Genomic DNA, 19,068 nt, shown 5'->3' on the forward strand with positions numbered 1-19,068 from the left:
TCACTTACTGTAACGAAGTTTATAATAGGCTAGATACCAACGCAGGAATGATAAGTATTTTTTCTCTCTAAGCATAAGTTTATACATTTTCTTTGCTTGAGCATCATTCTTTGGTATGTCAAAGACGTGGGAAGCCCACATCGAATTGGCATATATTCGGGTGTAGAAAACGGTGCCGGCTTGTTTATTCCATTGTTGCCACGGCTTATCTGCACCGGCATAGTGCAGAAAGACAGTGTCAGAGGGGGGCATAAGCTGATAGTCGTGTTCCGTATGTCCAAGCATAAATATCGAGTTATATTTTTTCTCAACAAACTTGACGTGTCCCGCCAAAACAATATTCAGTGCGTCTTGATCCATGTACTTGAAGGTATGGCCACGCGACTCGAGTACGGACAAAACCTGCGCGCTGATCTTTTCCTGGAGCCAACGCTGAACGTTAATGAGCAGCATGCCCGAGTTGAAATAGTTCGTTCCTGGCGGAAGGCCAATATTGGCCGCTAAGGCGGGCGCCTGTTTTTCCCCTTCACTGACGACATGAGCGATCTCTTCGCTGGATGTCCTGCTGTTATAAAAGTCAGTAAAGGCGTTCAAGCAAACCATATCTGCATCCAAATACAGGACGGTGGCTTTATCTTGGAGTAAATAAGGGGCCAACAGACGGTAGTATATCGCTTTGCTGAATAATTCGGTCGAAGGCAAACGGGAGAAAAATTGCTCGGGCAGTTGGTGTACATGAATGCTGTGTGCTGTACCCGTGACAAGCGCGCGTAAGGTGTCTGCGATGCCAACCGTCTCTTCTGAGGTAATCAGATGGCAATGAAGTTGCCCTTTATCAACCTGTCCAATGAGCGATTGAATGGTGATGCAGGCATGGCGGAGAAAATTGCCGTCCACGCCAAACGCGACGTGGTACTGTTCTTGCGCATTCTGATGTAAGTTGCCTGCATACAGCGTTTCTTTTATCGTTCCATCAGCGTTTTGCAACGACTGAAACAGGTCATCGATAGCATTACTTTCCATTGCGGACCTTCAGGTATTTCTTCTTGAAACTCAGACGAATGGCGGGATCCAGCAAGAAAGAAAGCGAGTTTATGCTTTTGATCTTGCTTATGATTTTACTTCTGCTCTCTGAATTCTCCATCGACCTGCCATAACGATGGAAGATATTGATCCAGTGGCACATGAGTAAATTGGCGTATTGTTTGCCAAACACGCGTTCCGTCTCTTCCATCGCCTCGATCAGCAGATCTATCTTTTGGTTGTCGATCTGATTTGACAGACTATTACCTCGTTTGAAGTAGAGGTAGGGGCTGTTGCGAGAGAAGACGGTGTTCTGGCTGAGCGTCAATATCGTTGGGAAGAGAAAAGCGTCTTCATAGCAACGGAAGGCTGGGAAAGGATGCGCTGACAGAAGCTCGCGTTTAACGAACTGACCGATGAAATGCGCTTGTATGTCCTTGTGGATGAGGTATTTCTTTATTGCCTGGTGGCCTGACCACGATTGGGGGCGCAGTCCGTCCCAAGAGACGTTCAGATCGCTATCGTCATGGACTTCATTAAGTTTTGTCAGCAGCACATCAGGTCGCGATGCGGCCAGGAAGGGCACGATATCGCGCAACGCACCCGGCAATAGCCAATCGTCCCCGTCGAGCATCGTGATATAGTCGCCGGAACACTGTTGAACGCCATAATTCCTGACTTTGCCGATATTGCGAAAATCGACCTGGAATAGGTGAGTATGCGCCTGGTGCTCGGCAAACTGCTGCAATATGTCCGCCGTACGATCGGTAGAAGCATCGCTAATCAGAATGATTTCATACCCTTCGTTCAGCTCGGCAAGTGAACCCACCAAACTGGCCAGCGTTTTGTCCAGGTAGTCTTCGCAGTTATGCGCGGTGAGGACAATACTGAGTAATTTCTGGTCCGCCATTATCAATATCCAGCTTAAGAAAACGAGTCTATCGCCTTTGTTCCAGCAAGGCATAAACCTGTTGTGCACCGATATCCGCCATGTCATTGCTGTTCGATGGACGACACGCATGCTGATTTTGCCCGTAGCCGCCGATCAGGCCAGGATCGGTTGGCCCGAACAACGTGATATTGGGTTTGTCGAGTGCGGCGGTCAAATGGCTGAGCCCGGTATCGACCGAGACTACGCCTTTGGCGCCGGCCAGTACTTCAGCCACCTGCTGCAGGCTAAGTTTCGGCAACACCTCGACATGTGGAAAACCTTCCGCCAAGCGCAGCGCGCGCTGGAGCTCATGCTCCGCGCCCCACGGCAGTTTGATCTTCAGCCCGCTGTCGGCCGTCAACGCGATCAGCTCGCGCCAGTTCTGCTCCGGCCAGTGCTTGTCGTCACGGGTGGTAGCGTGCAAAAACACCAGATATTGACCGGCATCGGCCGGCGGGTGGCTGAGAAAGCGCGCGGCGATGGCGTAATCGCCGTAGCTGCTCGGTTTATCGTAACCGAGGCTTTTGGCGAACAGCTCACGCGTGCGTTCCACCGCGTGCTGCTGTTTGTCTATCTCATGGCGTACATTGTAGAACCAGCTGGCGAACGGTTCGCGCGCGCTCTTGCAGTCCGGCCCATGCTTGTTGCCTTTGGCGATGCGCGTGATCAGCGCGGCGCTTTTGATCAGGCCCTGCGCGTCGATCACCACGTCGTAACGGCGTTCTTGCAGCGTGCGCTTGAAGTCGCAGCGCTGTTGCCGGGTGTCGTTGCCGAACCAGTTTTTGCGCCAGCGGCGAATGGCCACCGGGATCACGCGATCCACCGCCGGGTGCCAGGTGGGGATTTGGCTGAAGCCTTCTTCCACCACCCAGTCGAAGCGAATATCGGGAATGGCCTGCAGCGCGTCGGTCAGGGCGGGCAGCGTATGCAGCACGTCCCCCATCGAGGAGGTTTTTACAATTAACACCTGCATGACTATTCCTCGCTGGCGACAAGTAACGGCGTCAGCGCGTCCAACACTTGCTGCGGCTGAATATCGATCAAACTTTGGTGATACCCCTGCTCGGCATCGCCCTTACGCACCTTGTGATAGCCACTGATTAAGCGAATCACCCGCGCCTTGTCGGAGAGCGGCGGCGTGAAGTCGGGGCTGCTTGGGCCGTACAAGGCTATCAGCGGCTTGTTCAACGCTGCGGCAACGTGCATTAAACCGGAGTCGTTGCTGACCACTGCCCGGCAGGATGCGATCAGGATCACCGCCTGCTCCAGCTGGGTTTTTCCGGCCAGGTTAAGGCAGAAATCGCGCGCGTCTTCCTGCAGCGCGGCGCGGATCTGTTCGCCGGCCTCGTGGTCTTTCGCCGAACCGAACAGCGCTATTTGATAGCCGCTCTCGATCAGCCGCTGAGCCAGCGCCGCGTAGTGATAGTGCGGCCAGCGTTTGGCGGGGCCGAACTCCGCGCCTGGGCAGAAGCCGATGATCGGTCGGCTGTCGGTCAGGTTGAACGCTGCGGCGGTTTCGGCGATCTCTGCGTCGTTTACCTGCAGCCGCGGCCACAGCAGCGGCTGTGGCAGATCGTCGGCGCGCTGAATGCGGCCTTTATCATAGGCCAGCGCCACATAGCGCTGCACCATTAGCGGGAAGGCCGCCTTGTCGAGCACGCGGACGTCGTTCAGCAGGCCGTAACGCATTTCGCCCCGCCAGCCGGTGCGCTGCGGGATATCGGCGAAGAAGGGCACCAGCGCGGATTTGAACGAGTTGGGTAGAACGTAAGCGCGATCGTAACGGTTGGCGCGTAGGGCGCGTCCCAGGCGGCGGCGCTCGCCGAGCTCCAGCGCGCCGTGGCCCAGCGGCATCGCCAGCGCCTGATTGACTTCCGGCATGCGCGCCAGCAGCGGGCGGCACCAGGCCGGCGCCATCACATCGATCTCCGCCGACGGGTATTCGGCCTTCAGGGTGCGATAGAGACTTTGCGACATCATCATGTCGCCAACCCAAGAAGGGCCGATAACCAGTATTTTCATACCCAGCGTTAATTCCTTCAGCTTATGCGGTGCGGTTCAACCAGGCCATGTACTCTTTCACGCCTTCGGCGACCGTTTTGAACGGTGCGTCGTAGCCGGCGGCGCGCAGCTTGGTCAGATCGGCCTGGGTGTATGCCTGATAGCGGCCCTTCAGCTTCTCCGGGAACTCGATGTATTCCACCGCGCCCTTCTGGTGGAAGTCCACCACCGCGTCGGCCACCGCCTGGAAGGTTTCCGCCCGGCCGGTGCCGCAGTTGAAGATGCCGGATTTGCCGGTTTCCCAGAACCACAGGTTAACCGCCGCCACGTCGCCGACGTAGATGAAGTCACGCTTGAAGTTTTCACTGCCGGCGAACAGCTTAGGGTTTTCGCCGCGGTTGATCTGGGTATTCAGGTGGAAGGCGACGCTGGCCATGCTGCCTTTGTGGCCTTCGCGCGGGCCGTAAACGTTGAAGTAGCGGAAGCCGCAGATCTGCGAGTCCGCTTCCGGCAGGATCTCGCGCACGTACTGATCGAACAGGAATTTGGAGTAGCCGTACACGTTGAGCGGCGCTTCATACTCCCGCTCTTCGATGAACTCTTCGCGGCCGCCGTAAGTGGCGGCGGAGGAGGCGTAGAGGAACGGGATTTCGCGATCCAGGCAGTAGTGCAGCACGTCTTTGGAGTACTGATAGTTATTGTCCATCATGTACTTGCCGTCCCACTCGGTGGTCGCGGAGCAGGCGCCTTCGTGGAACACCGCTTCGATATCGCCCAGATCGTCGCCGGCCACGATGCTGGCGATAAAGTCTTCTTTATCGATATAGTCGGCGATGTCCAGATCGACCAGGTTGACGAACTTGGTGCCGTCTTTCAGGTTATCCACCACCAGGATATCGCGATATCCCTTGTCGTTCAGTGCCTTAATGATGTTGCTGCCGATCATGCCGGCGCCGCCAGTGACGATAATCATTGGGTTACCCCTGCTAAGCTGCTGGCGGGGCACAATGCCCCACGCTCAATGGCGGTTATCATAGCATTTCATGCCGCGGCAAACAGCGGAAGGGCTCCGAATATCCCGCATTGCCATTGAAGCCCGCCTTTTGCCGTGATATCTGCTGCAATTTTAATATTCTCTCCCGCGCATTCTCGTCAGTTTGGTTACAAATCAGTAAAATATGCCGCAAATAGCCCAATCCTGGAGATAACCGAATGTCAGCGTCTTTTTATCAGCAGTTGGAACAACAGCTTGCCGCCACTCGCAGTGAAGGGTTGTTCAAGGAAGAACGCATCATCACCTCCGCGCAACAGGCGGATATCGCCGTCGCCGACGGCAGCCATGTGATCAACTTCTGCGCCAATAACTACCTGGGTCTGGCCAACCATCCGGCGCTGATCGCTGCCGCCAAGTCGGGAATGGACAGCCACGGTTTCGGCATGGCGTCGGTGCGCTTCATCTGCGGCACCCAGGACAGCCACAAGCAGCTGGAACAGAAGCTGGCGGCCTTTTTGGGCATGGAAGACGCGATCTTGTACTCCTCCTGCTTCGACGCCAACGGCGGGCTGTTCGAAACCCTGCTGGGCCCGGAAGACGCCATTATCTCCGATGCGCTGAACCACGCGTCGATCATCGACGGCGTGCGCCTGTGCAAGGCCAAGCGCTATCGCTACGCCAATAACGACATGACCGAGCTGGCCGCACAGCTGAAGCAGGCCAAAGCCGACGGCGCGCGTCACATCCTGATCGCCACCGACGGCGTATTCTCGATGGACGGCGTGATCGCCAACCTGAAAGGGGTCTGCGATCTGGCGGACGAGTATCAGGCGCTGGTGATGGTGGATGACTCCCACGCGGTGGGCTTTGTCGGCGCCAACGGGCGCGGCACCCATGAATACTGCGAAGTGATGGGCCGCGTCGATATCATTACCGGTACGTTAGGCAAAGCGCTGGGCGGCGCTTCCGGCGGCTACACCGCCGCCAAGAAAGAAGTGGTGGAGTGGCTGCGCCAGCGTTCGCGCCCGTACCTGTTCTCCAACTCGCTGGCGCCGGCGATCGTCGCCGCGTCGATCAAAGTGCTGGAACTGCTGGAAGAGGGCGACGCCCTGCGCGATCGCCTGTGGGCCAACGCGCGCCTGTTCCGCGAAAAAATGACCGCCGCCGGCTTCACCCTGGCCGGCGCCGATCACGCCATCATCCCGGTGATGCTGGGTGAGGCGAAGTTGGCGCAGGAATTCGCCAATGCGTTGCTCAAGGAAGGCATCTATGTGACCGGTTTCTTCTATCCGGTGGTGCCGAAAGGCCAGGCGCGCATCCGCACCCAGATGTCCGCCGACCACACCCCGGAGCAAATCGAACGCGCAGTGGCGGCGTTTACACGTATCGGTAAGGATCTTGGCGTTATTGCATAAGGTAAAACCATGAAAGCACTGTCAAAACTGAAAGCGGAAGAAGGAATTTGGATGACCGACGTGCCTCAGCCGGAGCTGGGCCACAACGACATCATGATCAAAATCCGCAAAACCGCGATCTGCGGCACCGATGTGCATATCTACAACTGGGACGAGTGGTCGCAAAAAACCATTCCGGTTCCGATGGTGGTCGGCCATGAATACGTGGGCGAAGTGGTGGCGATCGGTCAGGAAGTCAAAGGCTTCAACATCGGCGATCGCGTGTCCGGCGAAGGCCACATCACCTGCGGCCACTGCCGCAACTGCCGCGGCGGCCGCACGCACCTGTGCCGCAACACCGTCGGCGTGGGCGTGAACCGTCCGGGCAGCTTCGCGGAATACCTGGTGATCCCGGCGTTCAACGCCTTCAAGATCCCGGATAACATCTCCGACGAACTGGCTTCGATCTTCGATCCGTTCGGCAATGCGGTGCACACCGCGCTGTCGTTCGATCTGGTCGGTGAAGACGTGCTGGTCTCCGGCGCCGGCCCGATCGGCATCATGGCAGCGGCGGTGTGCAAACACGTCGGTGCCCGTCATGTGGTGATCACCGACGTTAACGAATACCGTCTGGAACTGGCGCGCAAGATGGGCGTGACCCGCGCGGTGAACGTCAGCAAGGAAAACCTCAACGACGTGATGGCCGAGCTGGGCATGACCGAAGGGTTCGACGTCGGTCTGGAAATGTCCGGCGCGCCGCCGGCGTTCCGCACGCTGCTCAATGCGATGAACCACGGCGGGCGTATCGCCATGTTAGGCATTCCGCCTTCGGACATGTCGATCGACTGGAACCAGGTCATCTTCAAAGGGCTGTTTATCAAAGGGATTTACGGCCGAGAAATGTTCGAAACCTGGTACAAGATGGCGGCGCTGATCCAGTCCGGGTTGGATTTGACCCCGATCATCACCCACCGCTTCTCGATCGACGAGTTCCAGCAGGGCTTCGACGCCATGCGCTCCGGCAAGTCGGGTAAAGTGGTGCTGAGCTGGGATTGATCTCGGCAAACGTGAAAAGGGCCGGAATTCCGGCCCTTTTTTTATGCTTGCGGTTTGGCTTGCGTCCAGTGTTGCCAATGACGCTTGATGAAGGTCACCGGCGGCGAGCTGGCGATGCTGTCGGCGATGACGCCCAGCGCGGTACCGGCGTTGGTTTTTTCCTTCGGCGGTTTGACCTTGCACTGCTTGATGCCGCCGCTGAACGGGTTCTTCGGCTGCGGTTTTTGCGGTTTGACCGGCGGCGGGACATAGCTGCCGCCAGCGTTGCCCTGCGGTTCGTTCAGCAGCGCGCTCGGCTTGACCAGCACGATATCGGCGGGCAGCGACGGCAGCATCTGCTGCAGCACCTTTACCGTCGCCGGGCGCGGGTGGCCGATGGCGATGGCGGAGCCGTTGCGCCGCGCCAATTCGACCGCGCGGTTGAACTGGCGGCGGATGTCAGCTTCGTTCGCGGTATCGTCGAGGAACACCTTGCGTTTGATCACTTTCACGCCGGTGCCGGCTGCGGCGCGGGTCGCCTGGCTGCTACCGATGGTCATGCTGTCGAGGAAGTACAGGCGGTAGCTTTCGAGCGCCTGCATCACTTTCTGCATGCCCGGCAGGCTGGAGGTCATGGCGCTGCCCATGTGGTTGTTCATGCCGACCGCGTAGGGCACGTTGTTCACCGCGTTGCGGATGATGCGCTGGATCTCGTCGCTGCTCATGGAGGGCTGCAGGGTATCGCGCTCCAGCGGCTGCTTGCTGAGCGGCGCCATCGGCATGTGGATCAAGACTTCGCGGCCCTGGCTGTGGGCGCGGGTGGCCATCAGGCGGGCATGCGGCGCGTTGGGCAACACCGCGACCGAGATCGCCGTCGGCATTTGCAGCACCGCGTTTTCTTCGTGAGGGCGGTAGCCCACGTCATCGATGACGATGGAGAGTTTTCCTGCCTGCGCAGCGTAAACCTGCAGCAGACAGCCTATTAACAGAGCTGTTCGGGTTTTGACATAGCGCAAATCTATCTTCCCAACCACGGCAGTGGGTTAACCGCCTGTCCCTGACGACGGATTTCGAAATAGAGCGACGGCGTTCCCTGGCCGCCGCTGGTGCCGACCAGAGCGATCGGCTGGCCGGCGCGCACCTGCGCCCCGACGTTGACCAACGCGCTTTGGTTGTAGCCGTACACGCTCATGTCGCCTTTACCGTGTTCGACCACCACCATCAGGCCATAGCCTTGCAGCCAGTCGGCCAGCAGCACGCGGCCATCGGCGACGGCTTTCACTTCGCTACCTTCGCGGGCTTCGATCACCATGCCTTTCCAGCGTAGCTCGCCCTGCTGCTGTTCGCCAAAGCCGTGCAGCGTGCGGCCGCGCACCGGCCACATCAGCTGGCCGGCCGGACGACCGAGGCCGCCGGTTCGCGCCATCAGCGAGCGATCGGCTTCGCTAGGTTTGTAGGTCGTGCCGGTTTTCTTCGCCTGCTGCTCCTTGATGCGCACCTGTTCGCGCACCTTGGCCGCTTCACGCGCTTCGCGTTCGGCGCGCGCACGGGCTTCGCGCTCCGCCCGGGCGATCTTGTCGCGCATGCGGGCTTCGTTCTGGCGCAGTTCCACCAGGCGTTGTTGGTCTTTTTCCAGCGAGGCTTCCAGCGCGGTCAGCGTTTTCTTGCGGGCGCCGCGCGCCTGCTCCAGCTTCTGCTGCTGCGTCTGTTGCTCGCCCAGTAAGGATTTTTGCTGGCCCTGTTTGGTCACCAGCGTGTTTTTTTGCTTCGCCAGCTCGGCGCGGGTCTGCTTCAGCTCTTCGATGGTTTTCTGACGCGCTTCGTTCAGATAGCCGAAATAGGCCAGAATACGTTCGCTGCGCTGGCTTTCTTCACCGCTGAGGATCAGTTGCACGGCGCTGTGCTGCCCTTGCCGGAAGGCGGCGTCGAGCTGTTTGGCGAGGAGGTTTTGTTGGGTCGATTGCTGCTTTTGCAGTTTGGCTATCGAGGCGTTCAGGCCGGAAATGTCTTTGCCCAGCTGGGTGAGCGTGCCCTGGGTGTCGCGCAACTGGCGGCTGGCTTGGGCGATGGTTTTTTCCTGCTGACGCAGCTGATCCTGCAGCGAGCTGCGCTGCTGTTGCTGCTGCTTCACCGCTTTTTCTTTCTCGGCGATGCTCTGCTGGATGTCTTTCAGCTGGGATTTATTGTCTTCCGCCGCCTGGCCGGCGAGCGGCAACAGCAAGACGCCAGCGCAAAATACGCTGGCGCACATGGCGGTGAACGTCCTTGGCGCGGTGCGTTCAGGCAGCGGTCGGCTGCCTGCGTTTGCGCTTCGGGTTACCCTTGATAGTGCAAAAAACGCCTTCTCCCTCATGGAGAAGGATTATTCCACGATGAACAGCGGCTTACCAGTCATCTCTTGCGGGATTTCCATTCCCATCAGCGTTAACAGGGTTGGTGCGATGTCCGAAAGCTTGCCGCCTTCGACCGCCCGCGCCGGTTTGCCGACGTAAATCAATGGCACCGGCAGGCTGGTGTGAGCGGTGTGCGCCTGGCCGGTGGCCGGATCGCGCATCTGCTCGGCGTTGCCGTGATCGGCGGTGATCAGCAGCTGGCCGTCGACGTCGCGCACCGCATCAACCACCTGGGCGATGCAGGCGTCCAGCGTCTCCACCGCTTTGACCGCCGCTTCATACACGCCGGTATGCCCTACCATGTCGCCGTTCGGGTAGTTGCAGATAATGGCATCGTATTTGCCGCTGCGGATGGCGCTCAGCAGCTTGTCGGTCAGCTCGGCGGCGCTCATCTCCGGCTGCAGATCGTAGGTGGCGACCTTCGGCGAGTTGACCAGCACGCGGTCTTCGCCCTTGAACGGCGCTTCCACGCCGCCGTTATAGAAGAAGGTGACGTGGGCGTATTTTTCGGTTTCCGAGATGCGCAGCTGGGTTTTGTCGTGCTTCATCAGCCATTCGCCGAAGGTGTTGGCCAGCGACGCCGGCGGATAGGCGCAGGCGGTCGCGATGTCGGCGGCGTATTCGGTCAGCATCACGAAATCGCCGAACTGCACCTGCTTGGCGCGTGGGAAACCGTCGAAATCCGCGTTCACGAAGGCACGGGTGATCTGGCGCGCGCGGTCGGCGCGGAAGTTCATGAAGATCAACGCGTCGCCGTCCTGCATCGCGGCATCAGCCTCACCGGCGGCGCGGATCACGGTTGGTCTGACGAACTCGTCGTTTTCACCGCGCTGATAAGCGGCCTGCAGGCCGGCGACCGCATCCTCGGCCACGGCGTCGCCTTTGGCCGCGGTCAGCAGGTCATAGGCCAGCTGCACGCGATCCCAGCGGTTGTCGCGGTCCATCGCGTAGTAGCGGCCGATCAGCGAGGCGATGCGCCCGACGCCCAGCGCGGCGAAGGCGTCACGGCAGCGTTGCAGAGGGGCTTCGGCGCTGCGCGGCGGCGTGTCGCGCCCGTCGAGGAAGGCATGCAGATAAACGGCTTTGGCGCCGCGTTGGGCGGCCAGCTTGATCATGGCCAGGATGTGCTCGTCGTGGCTGTGCACGCCGCCCGGCGACAGCAGGCCCATGATATGCACCGCCTTGCCGGCCGCTACGGCCTTATCGACGGCGGCGGTCAGCACCGGGTTGGCGAAGAAGTCGCCGTCGGCGATCGCTTTGTCCAACCGGGTCAGATCCTGGTACACGATGCGCCCGGCGCCCAGGTTGACGTGGCCGACTTCGGAATTGCCCATTTGCCCGTCGGGCAGGCCGACATCCAGCCCGGAAGCGGCGATCAGCGTATGCGGCTGCTCTCGCCACAGGCGATCCATCACCGGGGTGCCGGCGTTCAGGATCGCGTTGTCCTGCCGCTCTTCACGATGGCCGTAACCGTCCAGGATCACCAGTACCATCGGTTTTTTGTTGCTCGACATTGCATTGACCTCTTATGAACTTTTTAAGCTGCGAATAGCCATGCATCCGCCGCAGGCATGGCTATTCACCCTCGAAAAACCGGCTGATTTTACACCGCCGGCGGCGATAAATAGCCCAAAGAGATCAAGGTTGCGGCGAATCGCGCGGGCTTTTATGCTCTGACGTCGGGAATTTCTCAGCGCAGCCCGCAGTTTCTACAATCGCGCTTGCTTATTGGCTGTATTTGCCGCACTCGGCAGGTATACTCTGGAACCTTGACTTATTTATCCCTTAACTGACGGGAGTTGTTACACCCCATGCTGCAAGAAATTATGCCATTCGTAAGCAGACACCCTATTCTGAGCCTGGCTTGGATCGCTCTGCTGGTCGCCGTGATCGTCATGACCTTCAAAAGCCGTTTCTCCAAGGTTAAAGAGATCGCCCGCGGTGAAGCTATTCGCTTGATCAACAAAGAAGAAGCCGTGGTGGTCGACACCCGCAGCCGCGACGATTTCCGCCGTGGTCACCTGGCCAACGCCATCAACCTGACCGCCAGCGAAATCAAAAACGGCAGCCTGGGCGAGCTGGAAAAACACAAAGCGCAGCCGATCATCGTCGTGTGCGCCAATGGCACCGCCTCCCGCGAGCCGGCGGAGAACCTGAGCAAGGCCGGTTTTGAAAAGGTAACTATGCTGAAAGACGGCATTTCCGGCTGGAGCGGAGAAAACCTGCCGCTGGTGCGCGGTAAGTAACCGTTTAACCTATTTGAGGTGGCAATCCATGGCTAACATTGATATCTACACCAAAGCGACCTGTCCGTTCTGCCATCGCGCCAAGGCGCTGTTGAACAGCAAGGGCGCGGCGTTTAACGAGATCGCCATCGACGGCGATAACGCCAAGCGCGAAGTGATGATCGAGCGCAGCGGGCGCACCACGGTGCCGCAGATTTTCATCGATGGCCGGCATATCGGCGGCTGCGATGATTTATATGAACTCGATGCTCGCGGCGGCCTGGATCCGCTGCTTTAAGCAGCTTGCCGGTTCACCGAGTATCAATAAGGACGTTTAACCAAGGGTATTACTCACATGTCAGAACAAAACAGCACCGAAATGGCTTTCCAGATCCAACGTATTTATACCAAGGACATCTCCTTCGAAGCGCCGAACGCGCCGCAGGTTTTCCAGCAGGAATGGCAGCCGGAAGTTAAACTTGATCTGGATACCGCGTCCAGCCAACTGGCTGACGAAGTGTATGAAGTGGTACTGCGCGTAACCGTGACGGCGAGCCTGGGCGAAGAAACTGCGTTCCTGTGCGAAGTGCAACAGGCGGGCATCTTCTCGGTAGCAGGCATCGAAGGCACGCAGCTGGCGCATTGCCTGGGTGCATACTGCCCGAACATCCTGTTCCCGTATGCGCGCGAGTGCATCACCAGCCTGGTTTCCCGCGGCACATTCCCGCAGCTGAACCTGGCACCGGTCAACTTTGACGCGCTGTTCATGAACTATCTGCAGCAGCAGGCGGAAGGCGAAGGTGCCGCACCACATCAGGATGCCTGATGAACACCGTCAATGCTTCAATGACTGTCATCGGTGCCGGCTCGTACGGCACCGCATTGGCCATTACGCTGGCGCGTAACGGCCACTCCGTGGTGCTGTGGGGGCACAACCCCGCGCAAATTCAAACGTTGCAGCAAGATCGCTGCAATCAGGCGTTTCTGCCCGACGTTCCCTTCCCCGATACCCTGCTGCTTGAAGCCGATTTGGCGCGTGCGCTGGCGGCCAGCCGCGACGTGCTGGTGGTGGTGCCGAGCCACGTGTTCGGCGACGTGCTGCGCCAGCTGAAGTCGCATCTGCGCCCGGATGCCCGCATCGTGTGGGCCACCAAGGGGCTGGAAGCGGAAACCGGCCGGTTGTTGCAGGACGTGGCGCGTGAGGCGTTGGGCGAGACGATCCCGCTGGCGGTGCTCTCCGGGCCGACGTTCGCCAAAGAGCTGGCCGCCGGTTTGCCGACGGCGATCGCGCTGGCGGCGACCGATGCGCAGTTCGCCGACGATCTGCAACAGCTGCTGCACTGCGGCAAGAGCTTCCGCGTCTACAGCAATCCCGACTTCATCGGCGTGCAGCTTGGCGGCGCGGTGAAGAACGTGATCGCCATCGGCGCCGGCATGTCCGACGGCATCGGTTTCGGCGCTAACGCCCGCACCGCGTTGATTACACGCGGGCTGGCGGAAATGAGCCGTCTGGGTTCTGCACTGGGCGCCGATCCTTCGACGTTCATGGGCATGGCGGGGCTGGGGGATCTGGTGCTAACCTGCACGGATAACCAATCGCGCAACCGCCGCTTCGGCATTATGCTGGGGCAGGGCAAAGGCGTACAGGAAGCGCAGGACAGCATCGGCCAGGTGGTTGAGGGCTATCGCAATACCAAAGAGGTGTTGGCGCTGGCGCAGCGGCACGGCGTGGAAATGCCGATCACCGAACAGATTTATCAGGTGCTTTACTGCCATAAAGACGCTCGCGAAGCGGCGCTGAGCCTGCTGGGGCGAGCCCGAAAGGACGAAAAACCCAGCGCGTGACATAAAATGATATGCCGGGGCAGCGTGCTGACCCCGCAAATGACCTGGGCCGCTTCGCGCTACCGTGTGAAGCGGCCCGTTTGGCAAGGCAGAGGGGAATGTGATGTCGTCAGAAGAGTTGGAACAGGTCTGGAACAGCATTAAATCAGAAGCGCGAGCACTGGCTGATTGTGAACCGATGCTGGCCAGCTTTTTCCATGCGACGTTGCTCAAGCACGAGAACCTGGGCAGCGCGCTCAGCTATATGCTGGCCAACAAGCTGGCAACGCCGATCATGCCCGCCATCGCGGTGCGCGAGGTGGTGGAAGAGGCCTACAAGTCCGACAACCAGATGATCGTTTCGGCGGCGCGCGATATCCTCGCGGTGCGGCTGCGCGACCCGGCGGTTGATAAATACTCCACGCCGCTGCTTTACCTGAAAGGGTTCCATGCGCTGCAGGCTTACCGTATCGGTCACTGGCTGTGGCAGCAAGGGCGGCAAGCGCTGGCTATCTACCTGCAAAATCAAATTTCCGTCGCCTTCGGCGTGGACATCCACCCGGCGGCGACCATCGGCTGCGGCATCATGCTCGACCACGCCACCGGCATCGTGATCGGTGAAACGGCGGTGGTGGAGAATAACGTCTCTATCCTGCAGTCGGTCACCCTGGGCGGTACCGGTAAAACCAGCGGCGACCGTCACCCGAAAATTCGCGAAGGGGTGATGATTGGCGCCGGTGCCAAAATTCTCGGCAATATCGAAGTGGGCAAGGGCGCGAAAATCGGCGCGGGCTCGGTGGTCTTGCAGGCGATACCGCCACACACCACCGCCGCCGGCGTGCCGGCGCGCATCGTCGGGCGTCCGGAGAGCGATACGCCGTCGATGGATATGGATCAATACTTCAACGGCACCAATCACGGCTTTGAGTACGGCGACGGCATTTGAGTGCCGTCTGTGCAGCCATTCAGGGGGAGCTTCGGCTCCCCCTGTGTTTTTCAGGCGGCGGTCAGCCCTGTTTTGGGAAGTTGGTGATGTCGGTAACGATGTCGTCGATCGCCGCCTTGACGTCATCCGCCGTGACCGGCGTGCTGTCGTTGTTGACGGTTTTGCCGTAAGCCTTGCGTACCACTTCCATCACCGTTTTACCGGTATCCTGGTCGATCAGCTCGCCTTCGATATACAGCGCGGTATTTTGCGTCCGGTGTCCGGTAGCCGCCATGGTGCTGGCAACGACCGCCGCGACCGGGACCACCTCATAGAACTTCATGTCTTCGTTTTCGGCGGAAACGGCGGTGATGGCGAGTTTGGCTACCAACACGCGTGAGCCTGCCGGGCTGGGCAGAATGGTGAAGCGGTTCTGCAGCGCGGCTTTAATCCGCTGGGTCGCATACGCCTTGATTTTGTTCAGGGTGTCCTGGCTGACGCGCGTGGTCGGTTTTTCCGCCGGGAAATAGACCACCGGTTGGAAATAGAGGCCGCGGTAGTTGGATTCCTTGTAGTTTGGATCTATCCAGCGCAGCGTTTTATGGCCGCTTGGCGAGGTGGTTTCCTGCAGTTTGCTGTAATCGGACAAGAAGCCCGAATATTGAGACGTTTGGGTGACTTTGGACGAACAGCCCGCCAGCAACAGGCCCGCTGCCAGAACCGCCATGGCAACGCTCAAGCGTTGTTTCTTCATATGGTTTCCTAAGATGAGTGGTAATTACCCTTACAAAACATAGCGCATTATCTGTGCCTCATCGGGCATTTTCGGGGCCGGGCGTGCCTTGCCGCGGCCTTTTTTCAGGATCGTGATGCGCCGCCGGTTTTCGCCGTCAGCGCCGGTGATAAGGCGGCGAGTCGGGTATCCGCTCTGGCCAGCGCCTGGCGTTGCTCAACTTGCCATAGGGGTAACAACGGCCAGAGATCTGCCTGGTGCTCGGCCTGCAGGCACCAGACCTCCCGATCGTGCCAGTCGCCGAGGGCGTTTTGCGCCGCTTTGAGGCCCGCCGTCGCTTCGGCAGAGAGGGGGAGGCGTTGCGGATAGGCTTCGGCGGCGTAACGCAGGCGTTTTATCAGCAGCCGCAGACGGTGGCGATCGTAGCCGGTATCGGCCAATGCCCGGCACAGTTGCCGCTGCTGGCGCTGCAGGCGTCGGTTCAGGCGGTATTTGGCGGTGCGTCGCGCGGTGCGGTGGAAGCGGCGCGGCCAGGCGTGCAACAGCGAGGGAAAGTCGATGAGCTGCGGATGGGTGAGCAGTTGACGGCAGCGAGCCTGAAGATCGCTCCGGCGCACGTTGGCCTGCCAATCGAGGCGATGGCGCGCCAGTTCGGCGATCAGCACCTCGAGATCGCGCAGCGGCGTCGTGAGCCGCCCTAACTCGGCGGCAGCCCGATCGAGCCGCGTTGCGCCGGGGCAGCCGCGCAGCGGGCGCAGCAGGCTGCGAATGCGGCGCAGACAGACGCGCAGGTCGTGCAGCGCTTCGCTGTCTTGCGCCTGCTGCAACCGCAGCAGCGCCTCGTTCAGCGCCGTCTCGAGGCGGCGAAGCTGGGTGACAATATCCTCGATGAAAGCCATGTGCCGTTCCTGGAGAGAACATCGCAGCGATGATGCTTCCAGTATGGCGCGTGGTCGCAGATTACGCCTTGATCAGCGCACCGGCATAGTCCAGCTGCCGCCAGGCCTCATACACCACCACCGATACGGCATTCGACAGGTTCATGCTGCGGCTTTGCGCCTGCATCGGGATGCGGATTTTTTGCTGCGCAGGCAGCGCATCGAGGATGTCGGCGGGCAACCCGCGCGTTTCCGGGCCGAACAGCAGGTAGTCGCCGGCCTGATAGCTGACGGCGCTGTGCGCCGGCGTGCCTTTGGTGGTCAGGGCAAACAGCCGCTGTGGGTTTTCGGCGGCGAGAAAGGCGGCGTAATCGGCATGGCGGCTAACGCGGGTGAACTCATGGTAGTCCAACCCGGCGCGGCGCAGGCGCTTGTCGTCCCACGGGAATCCCAGCGGTTCGATCAGGTGCAGGTTAAAGCCGGTATTGGCACACAGGCGGATGATATTGCCGGTGTTGGGTGGAATTTCGGGTTCAAATAAAACGATGTTCAGCATGTTGCAGGCCCCTCGTGAACGAGGGGCGCAGGATAGCAAACTCTTACTGTTCTGTCTTATTCGACAGACGTTGATGATGCAGCGGCAGCCACAGCACCAGCCGCAGGCCGCCAAGCGGGCTGTCTTCGGCCTTCACCCAGCCGCGATGCTGGTTGACCGCCGCTTCGACGATCGCCAGGCCGAGGCCGGTGCCGCCGGATTCGCGGTCGCGCGCTTCATCGGTGCGGTAGAACGGACGGAAGATCTGCTCGCGATCTTCGGCGCTGACGCCAGGGCCGTCGTCGTCAACCTGGATGGTCACGCCCTGGTTGTCGGCGCTGAACGCTACGGCGATGCGGGTGTGCGAATAACGCAGGGCATTGCGCACGATGTTTTCCAACGCGCTGTCCAGCGCACTCGCGTTGCCGAACAGCGTCCACGGGCCGGGCGGCGCAGTGATCTCGAGCTGTTTGCCCATCTGCTCCGCTTCGAAACGGGCGTTGTCCAGCACGTCGGCCCACAGCTCGTTGGCCTTCAGCTGCTCGCGCGCCAGCTCGCCTTTTTGCTGGCCGCGCGACAGCGCCAGCAGATCGTTGATCATCGAATCCAGCCGCTGCGCTTCGGTTTCGATGCGCGCCAGCTCGTGGCCTTCGCCGTGGCGGCGGCGCATCAGCGCGGTGGCCAGCTGCAGGCGCGTCAGCGGCGTGCGCAGCTCGTGCGAGATGTCCGAGATCAGCCGTTGCTGCGCGTTCATCATGCGCTCCAGCGCGCTGACCATCTGGTTGAAGCTGGCGCCGGTGGCCAGAAACTCCTGCGGGCCGGCCTCCAGTTCCGGATGTTGCTTCAGGTTGCCACGCGCCACGTCATCGGCGGCGTTCTTCAGCTTGCGTGCCGGTTTTGCCAGGCTCCAGGCCAGCCACAGCAACAGCGGGGCGCTGATCAGCATGGTGACGATCAGCAGCAGCAGCGGCCGGTCGAACATCAGGTTGATGAAATCGGATTGCGGACTGTTGGCGGGGCGGATCAGGTACAGCTGATAGTTGTCTTCGCCGTCGCGTACCGCGAACGGCCCGACCAGCTCAACGCGGCCGTACTTTTTCTTCTTCGGATGATCCGAGTTGTCGGATTGGCCGATGAAGTTGCGGACGATCTGCATTTCATTGCGCTGCGCGCCGATCACCCGGCCCTCGCTGGTGACCAGCAGCAGGCGTTGGCCCGGCGGCGCCCATTTGTCGATGGCGCGGAACAGGCGGCGCCACCACATCAGATCGTTGGCCGGATCGTTTTGCAACTCGGCCTCGACGTGCTGTTCCAGCATCAACCCCTGCCGCTGCTCGCTGTCGAGCAGCGAGGTCATTTGGCGGGAGTCGAGCTTGGGCACCATCAGCACCAGCATTAGCACCAGGGCTAACGTAAACCAGAAAATGGCGAAGATGCGTGCCGTCAAACTGTTGATCATGTTGCAGATACCATCAAATAACCCCGCCCGCGCAGGGTTTTGAACCACGGATGCCCGTCTTTGCGATCCGGCAGCTTACGCCGCAGGTTGGAAATGTGCATGTCGATGGCGCGATCGAACGGGGTCAGGCGTTTGCCCAGCACTTCCTGGCTCAGCAGTTCGCGCGACACTACCTGGCCGAGATGCTGCGCCAGCAGGTAAAGCAGGGTGAATTCGGTGCCGGTCAGATCCAGTACCTGGCCGTCGAAGCTGGCCTCCTGGCGGCCGGGGTTCAGCTGCAGGCCATCGACATCCAGCGTCGGGGCGCCGCTGTCGACCTGCTGCTGCTGTTCGCTCCAGTTGGAACGGCGCAGAATGGCGCGAATGCGCGCGACCAGTTCGCGATCGTTAAAGGGTTTCGGCAGGTAATCATCGGCACCCAGCTCCAGACCCAGCACGCGGTCCAGTTCGCTGCCGCGCGCGGTCAGCATGATGACCGGCGTCTGGTGATGTTGGCGCAGTTCTTTCAGCGTATCGATGCCGTTTTTCTTCGGCATCATGATGTCGAGCAGCAGCAGATCGACGGAGCTGTCCAGCAGCGACAACGCCTGCTCGCCATCGTGCGCGACGACGATATTAAAACCTTCCATTTCAAGCAGTTCTTTTAACAGCGAGGTCAACTCGCGGTCGTCGTCAACTAACAGAATCTTGTTCATTATGATTTACCTCCAGACGCAAA

Annotated in this window: 20 protein-coding genes; 7 read left to right on the top strand and 13 right to left on the bottom strand. The window is 59.9% G+C overall.

Annotated features, from left to right (window positions below; translation table 11 throughout):
- The 5 genes from ACJ8HT_RS22425 to rfaD are packed head-to-tail and all read right to left on the bottom strand — an operon-like array spanning position 1 to position 4,928.
- The gene (locus ACJ8HT_RS22425; protein ID WP_197653440.1) at positions 1-1,023 is read right to left on the bottom strand and encodes a glycosyltransferase family 8 protein; all 1,023 of its coding nucleotides are present in this window, start codon (positions 1,021-1,023) and stop codon (positions 1-3) included.
- Positions 1,013-1,933 (bottom strand): glycosyltransferase family 2 protein, encoded by a 921-nt coding sequence (locus tag ACJ8HT_RS22430; protein WP_228286185.1) that lies wholly within the window; start codon positions 1,931-1,933, stop codon positions 1,013-1,015. The genes ACJ8HT_RS22425 and ACJ8HT_RS22430 overlap by 11 nt, the downstream gene beginning before the upstream one ends.
- Before the next feature lie 28 nt (positions 1,934-1,961).
- Positions 1,962-2,927 (bottom strand): lipopolysaccharide heptosyltransferase RfaC, encoded by a 966-nt coding sequence (gene rfaC, locus ACJ8HT_RS22435; protein ID WP_194572564.1) that lies wholly within the window; start codon positions 2,925-2,927, stop codon positions 1,962-1,964.
- 2 nt (positions 2,928-2,929) lie between these two features.
- Positions 2,930-3,976 carry an ADP-heptose--LPS heptosyltransferase RfaF gene (rfaF, locus tag ACJ8HT_RS22440; RefSeq protein ID WP_194572563.1) on the bottom strand — a complete coding sequence of 349 codons (1,047 nt, stop codon included), beginning with the start codon at positions 3,974-3,976 and terminating at the stop codon, positions 2,930-2,932.
- A 22-nt stretch (positions 3,977-3,998) separates the two neighbouring features.
- A complete protein-coding gene (rfaD, locus tag ACJ8HT_RS22445) occupies positions 3,999-4,928 on the bottom strand; it encodes an ADP-glyceromanno-heptose 6-epimerase (protein WP_038872610.1) in 930 nt (309 codons plus the stop codon).
- Between the two features lie 239 nt (positions 4,929-5,167).
- On the opposite strand from rfaD, the gene kbl reads away from it, so the two are divergent.
- Both kbl and tdh read left to right on the top strand, forming a co-directional pair.
- Positions 5,168-6,364 (top strand): glycine C-acetyltransferase, encoded by a 1,197-nt coding sequence (gene kbl, locus ACJ8HT_RS22450; protein ID WP_004931154.1) that lies wholly within the window; start codon positions 5,168-5,170, stop codon positions 6,362-6,364.
- Positions 6,365-6,373: 9 nt separating this feature from the next.
- Positions 6,374-7,399, top strand: a complete 1,026-nt coding sequence (gene tdh, locus ACJ8HT_RS22455; protein WP_049201816.1) for an L-threonine 3-dehydrogenase — start codon at positions 6,374-6,376, stop codon at positions 7,397-7,399.
- A gap of 41 nt (positions 7,400-7,440) precedes the next feature.
- On the opposite strand, the gene ACJ8HT_RS22460 is transcribed toward tdh, so the two are convergent.
- Genes ACJ8HT_RS22460 through gpmM form a run of 3 tightly spaced genes read right to left on the bottom strand, consistent with a single transcriptional unit; the run spans position 7,441 to position 11,285 of the window.
- The gene (locus ACJ8HT_RS22460; RefSeq protein WP_038872613.1) at positions 7,441-8,394 is read right to left on the bottom strand and encodes a divergent polysaccharide deacetylase family protein; all 954 of its coding nucleotides are present in this window, start codon (positions 8,392-8,394) and stop codon (positions 7,441-7,443) included.
- Positions 8,395-8,396: 2 nt separating this feature from the next.
- Positions 8,397-9,731, bottom strand: a complete 1,335-nt coding sequence (gene envC / locus ACJ8HT_RS22465; RefSeq protein WP_197653441.1) for a murein hydrolase activator EnvC — start codon at positions 9,729-9,731, stop codon at positions 8,397-8,399.
- A 9-nt stretch (positions 9,732-9,740) separates the two neighbouring features.
- A complete protein-coding gene (gene gpmM, locus ACJ8HT_RS22470) occupies positions 9,741-11,285 on the bottom strand; it encodes a 2,3-bisphosphoglycerate-independent phosphoglycerate mutase (RefSeq protein ID WP_197653442.1) in 1,545 nt (514 codons plus the stop codon).
- Between the two features lie 297 nt (positions 11,286-11,582).
- On the opposite strand from gpmM, the gene ACJ8HT_RS22475 reads away from it, so the two are divergent.
- The 5 genes from ACJ8HT_RS22475 to cysE all read left to right on the top strand — a co-directional run bounded on the left by ACJ8HT_RS22475 (position 11,583) and on the right by cysE (position 14,766).
- Positions 11,583-12,017 carry a rhodanese-like domain-containing protein gene (locus ACJ8HT_RS22475; protein WP_038872623.1) on the top strand — a complete coding sequence of 145 codons (435 nt, stop codon included), beginning with the start codon at positions 11,583-11,585 and terminating at the stop codon, positions 12,015-12,017.
- Positions 12,018-12,045: 28 nt separating this feature from the next.
- A complete protein-coding gene (gene grxC / locus ACJ8HT_RS22480; protein WP_004931142.1) occupies positions 12,046-12,294 on the top strand; it encodes a glutaredoxin 3 in 249 nt (82 codons plus the stop codon).
- Positions 12,295-12,351: 57 nt separating this feature from the next.
- Positions 12,352-12,822 (top strand): protein-export chaperone SecB, encoded by a 471-nt coding sequence (gene secB, locus ACJ8HT_RS22485; RefSeq protein ID WP_025304678.1) that lies wholly within the window; start codon positions 12,352-12,354, stop codon positions 12,820-12,822.
- Entirely contained in the window at positions 12,822-13,841 is a 1,020-nt protein-coding gene (gpsA, locus tag ACJ8HT_RS22490) for an NAD(P)H-dependent glycerol-3-phosphate dehydrogenase (protein ID WP_197653443.1), read from the top strand. The genes secB and gpsA overlap by 1 nt, the downstream gene beginning before the upstream one ends.
- Before the next feature lie 103 nt (positions 13,842-13,944).
- On the top strand, positions 13,945-14,766 hold the full coding sequence (gene cysE, locus ACJ8HT_RS22495) for a serine O-acetyltransferase (RefSeq protein WP_004931135.1): 822 nt from the start codon (positions 13,945-13,947) through the stop codon (positions 14,764-14,766).
- A 61-nt stretch (positions 14,767-14,827) separates the two neighbouring features.
- Here the strand turns inward: cysE and ACJ8HT_RS22500 are convergent, their stop codons facing one another.
- From ACJ8HT_RS22500 to cpxR, 5 genes are all read right to left on the bottom strand, one after another.
- Positions 14,828-15,499: a DUF3313 domain-containing protein gene (locus ACJ8HT_RS22500; protein WP_038872629.1), complete on the bottom strand. Its 672-nt coding sequence runs from the start codon at positions 15,497-15,499 to the stop codon at positions 14,828-14,830.
- A 104-nt stretch (positions 15,500-15,603) separates the two neighbouring features.
- On the bottom strand, positions 15,604-16,377 hold the full coding sequence (locus ACJ8HT_RS22505) for a CHAD domain-containing protein (protein WP_197653444.1): 774 nt from the start codon (positions 16,375-16,377) through the stop codon (positions 15,604-15,606).
- 61 nt (positions 16,378-16,438) lie between these two features.
- A complete protein-coding gene (gene trmL / locus ACJ8HT_RS22510; protein ID WP_004931130.1) occupies positions 16,439-16,912 on the bottom strand; it encodes a tRNA (uridine(34)/cytosine(34)/5-carboxymethylaminomethyluridine(34)-2'-O)-methyltransferase TrmL in 474 nt (157 codons plus the stop codon).
- Positions 16,913-16,955: 43 nt separating this feature from the next.
- Positions 16,956-18,350, bottom strand: coding sequence for an envelope stress sensor histidine kinase CpxA (gene cpxA / locus ACJ8HT_RS22515; protein WP_194572558.1), 1,395 nt, complete (start codon positions 18,348-18,350; stop codon positions 16,956-16,958).
- Entirely contained in the window at positions 18,347-19,045 is a 699-nt protein-coding gene (cpxR, locus tag ACJ8HT_RS22520) for an envelope stress response regulator transcription factor CpxR (RefSeq protein WP_004931124.1), read from the bottom strand. Before cpxR ends, cpxA begins: the two co-directional genes overlap by 4 nt.
- Positions 19,046-19,068: the final 23 nt, after the last annotated feature.

Origin of the sequence: Serratia sp. CY44782 (assembly GCF_052168715.1) — a bacterium.
Classification (GTDB): domain Bacteria; phylum Pseudomonadota; class Gammaproteobacteria; order Enterobacterales; family Enterobacteriaceae; genus Serratia; species Serratia nevei.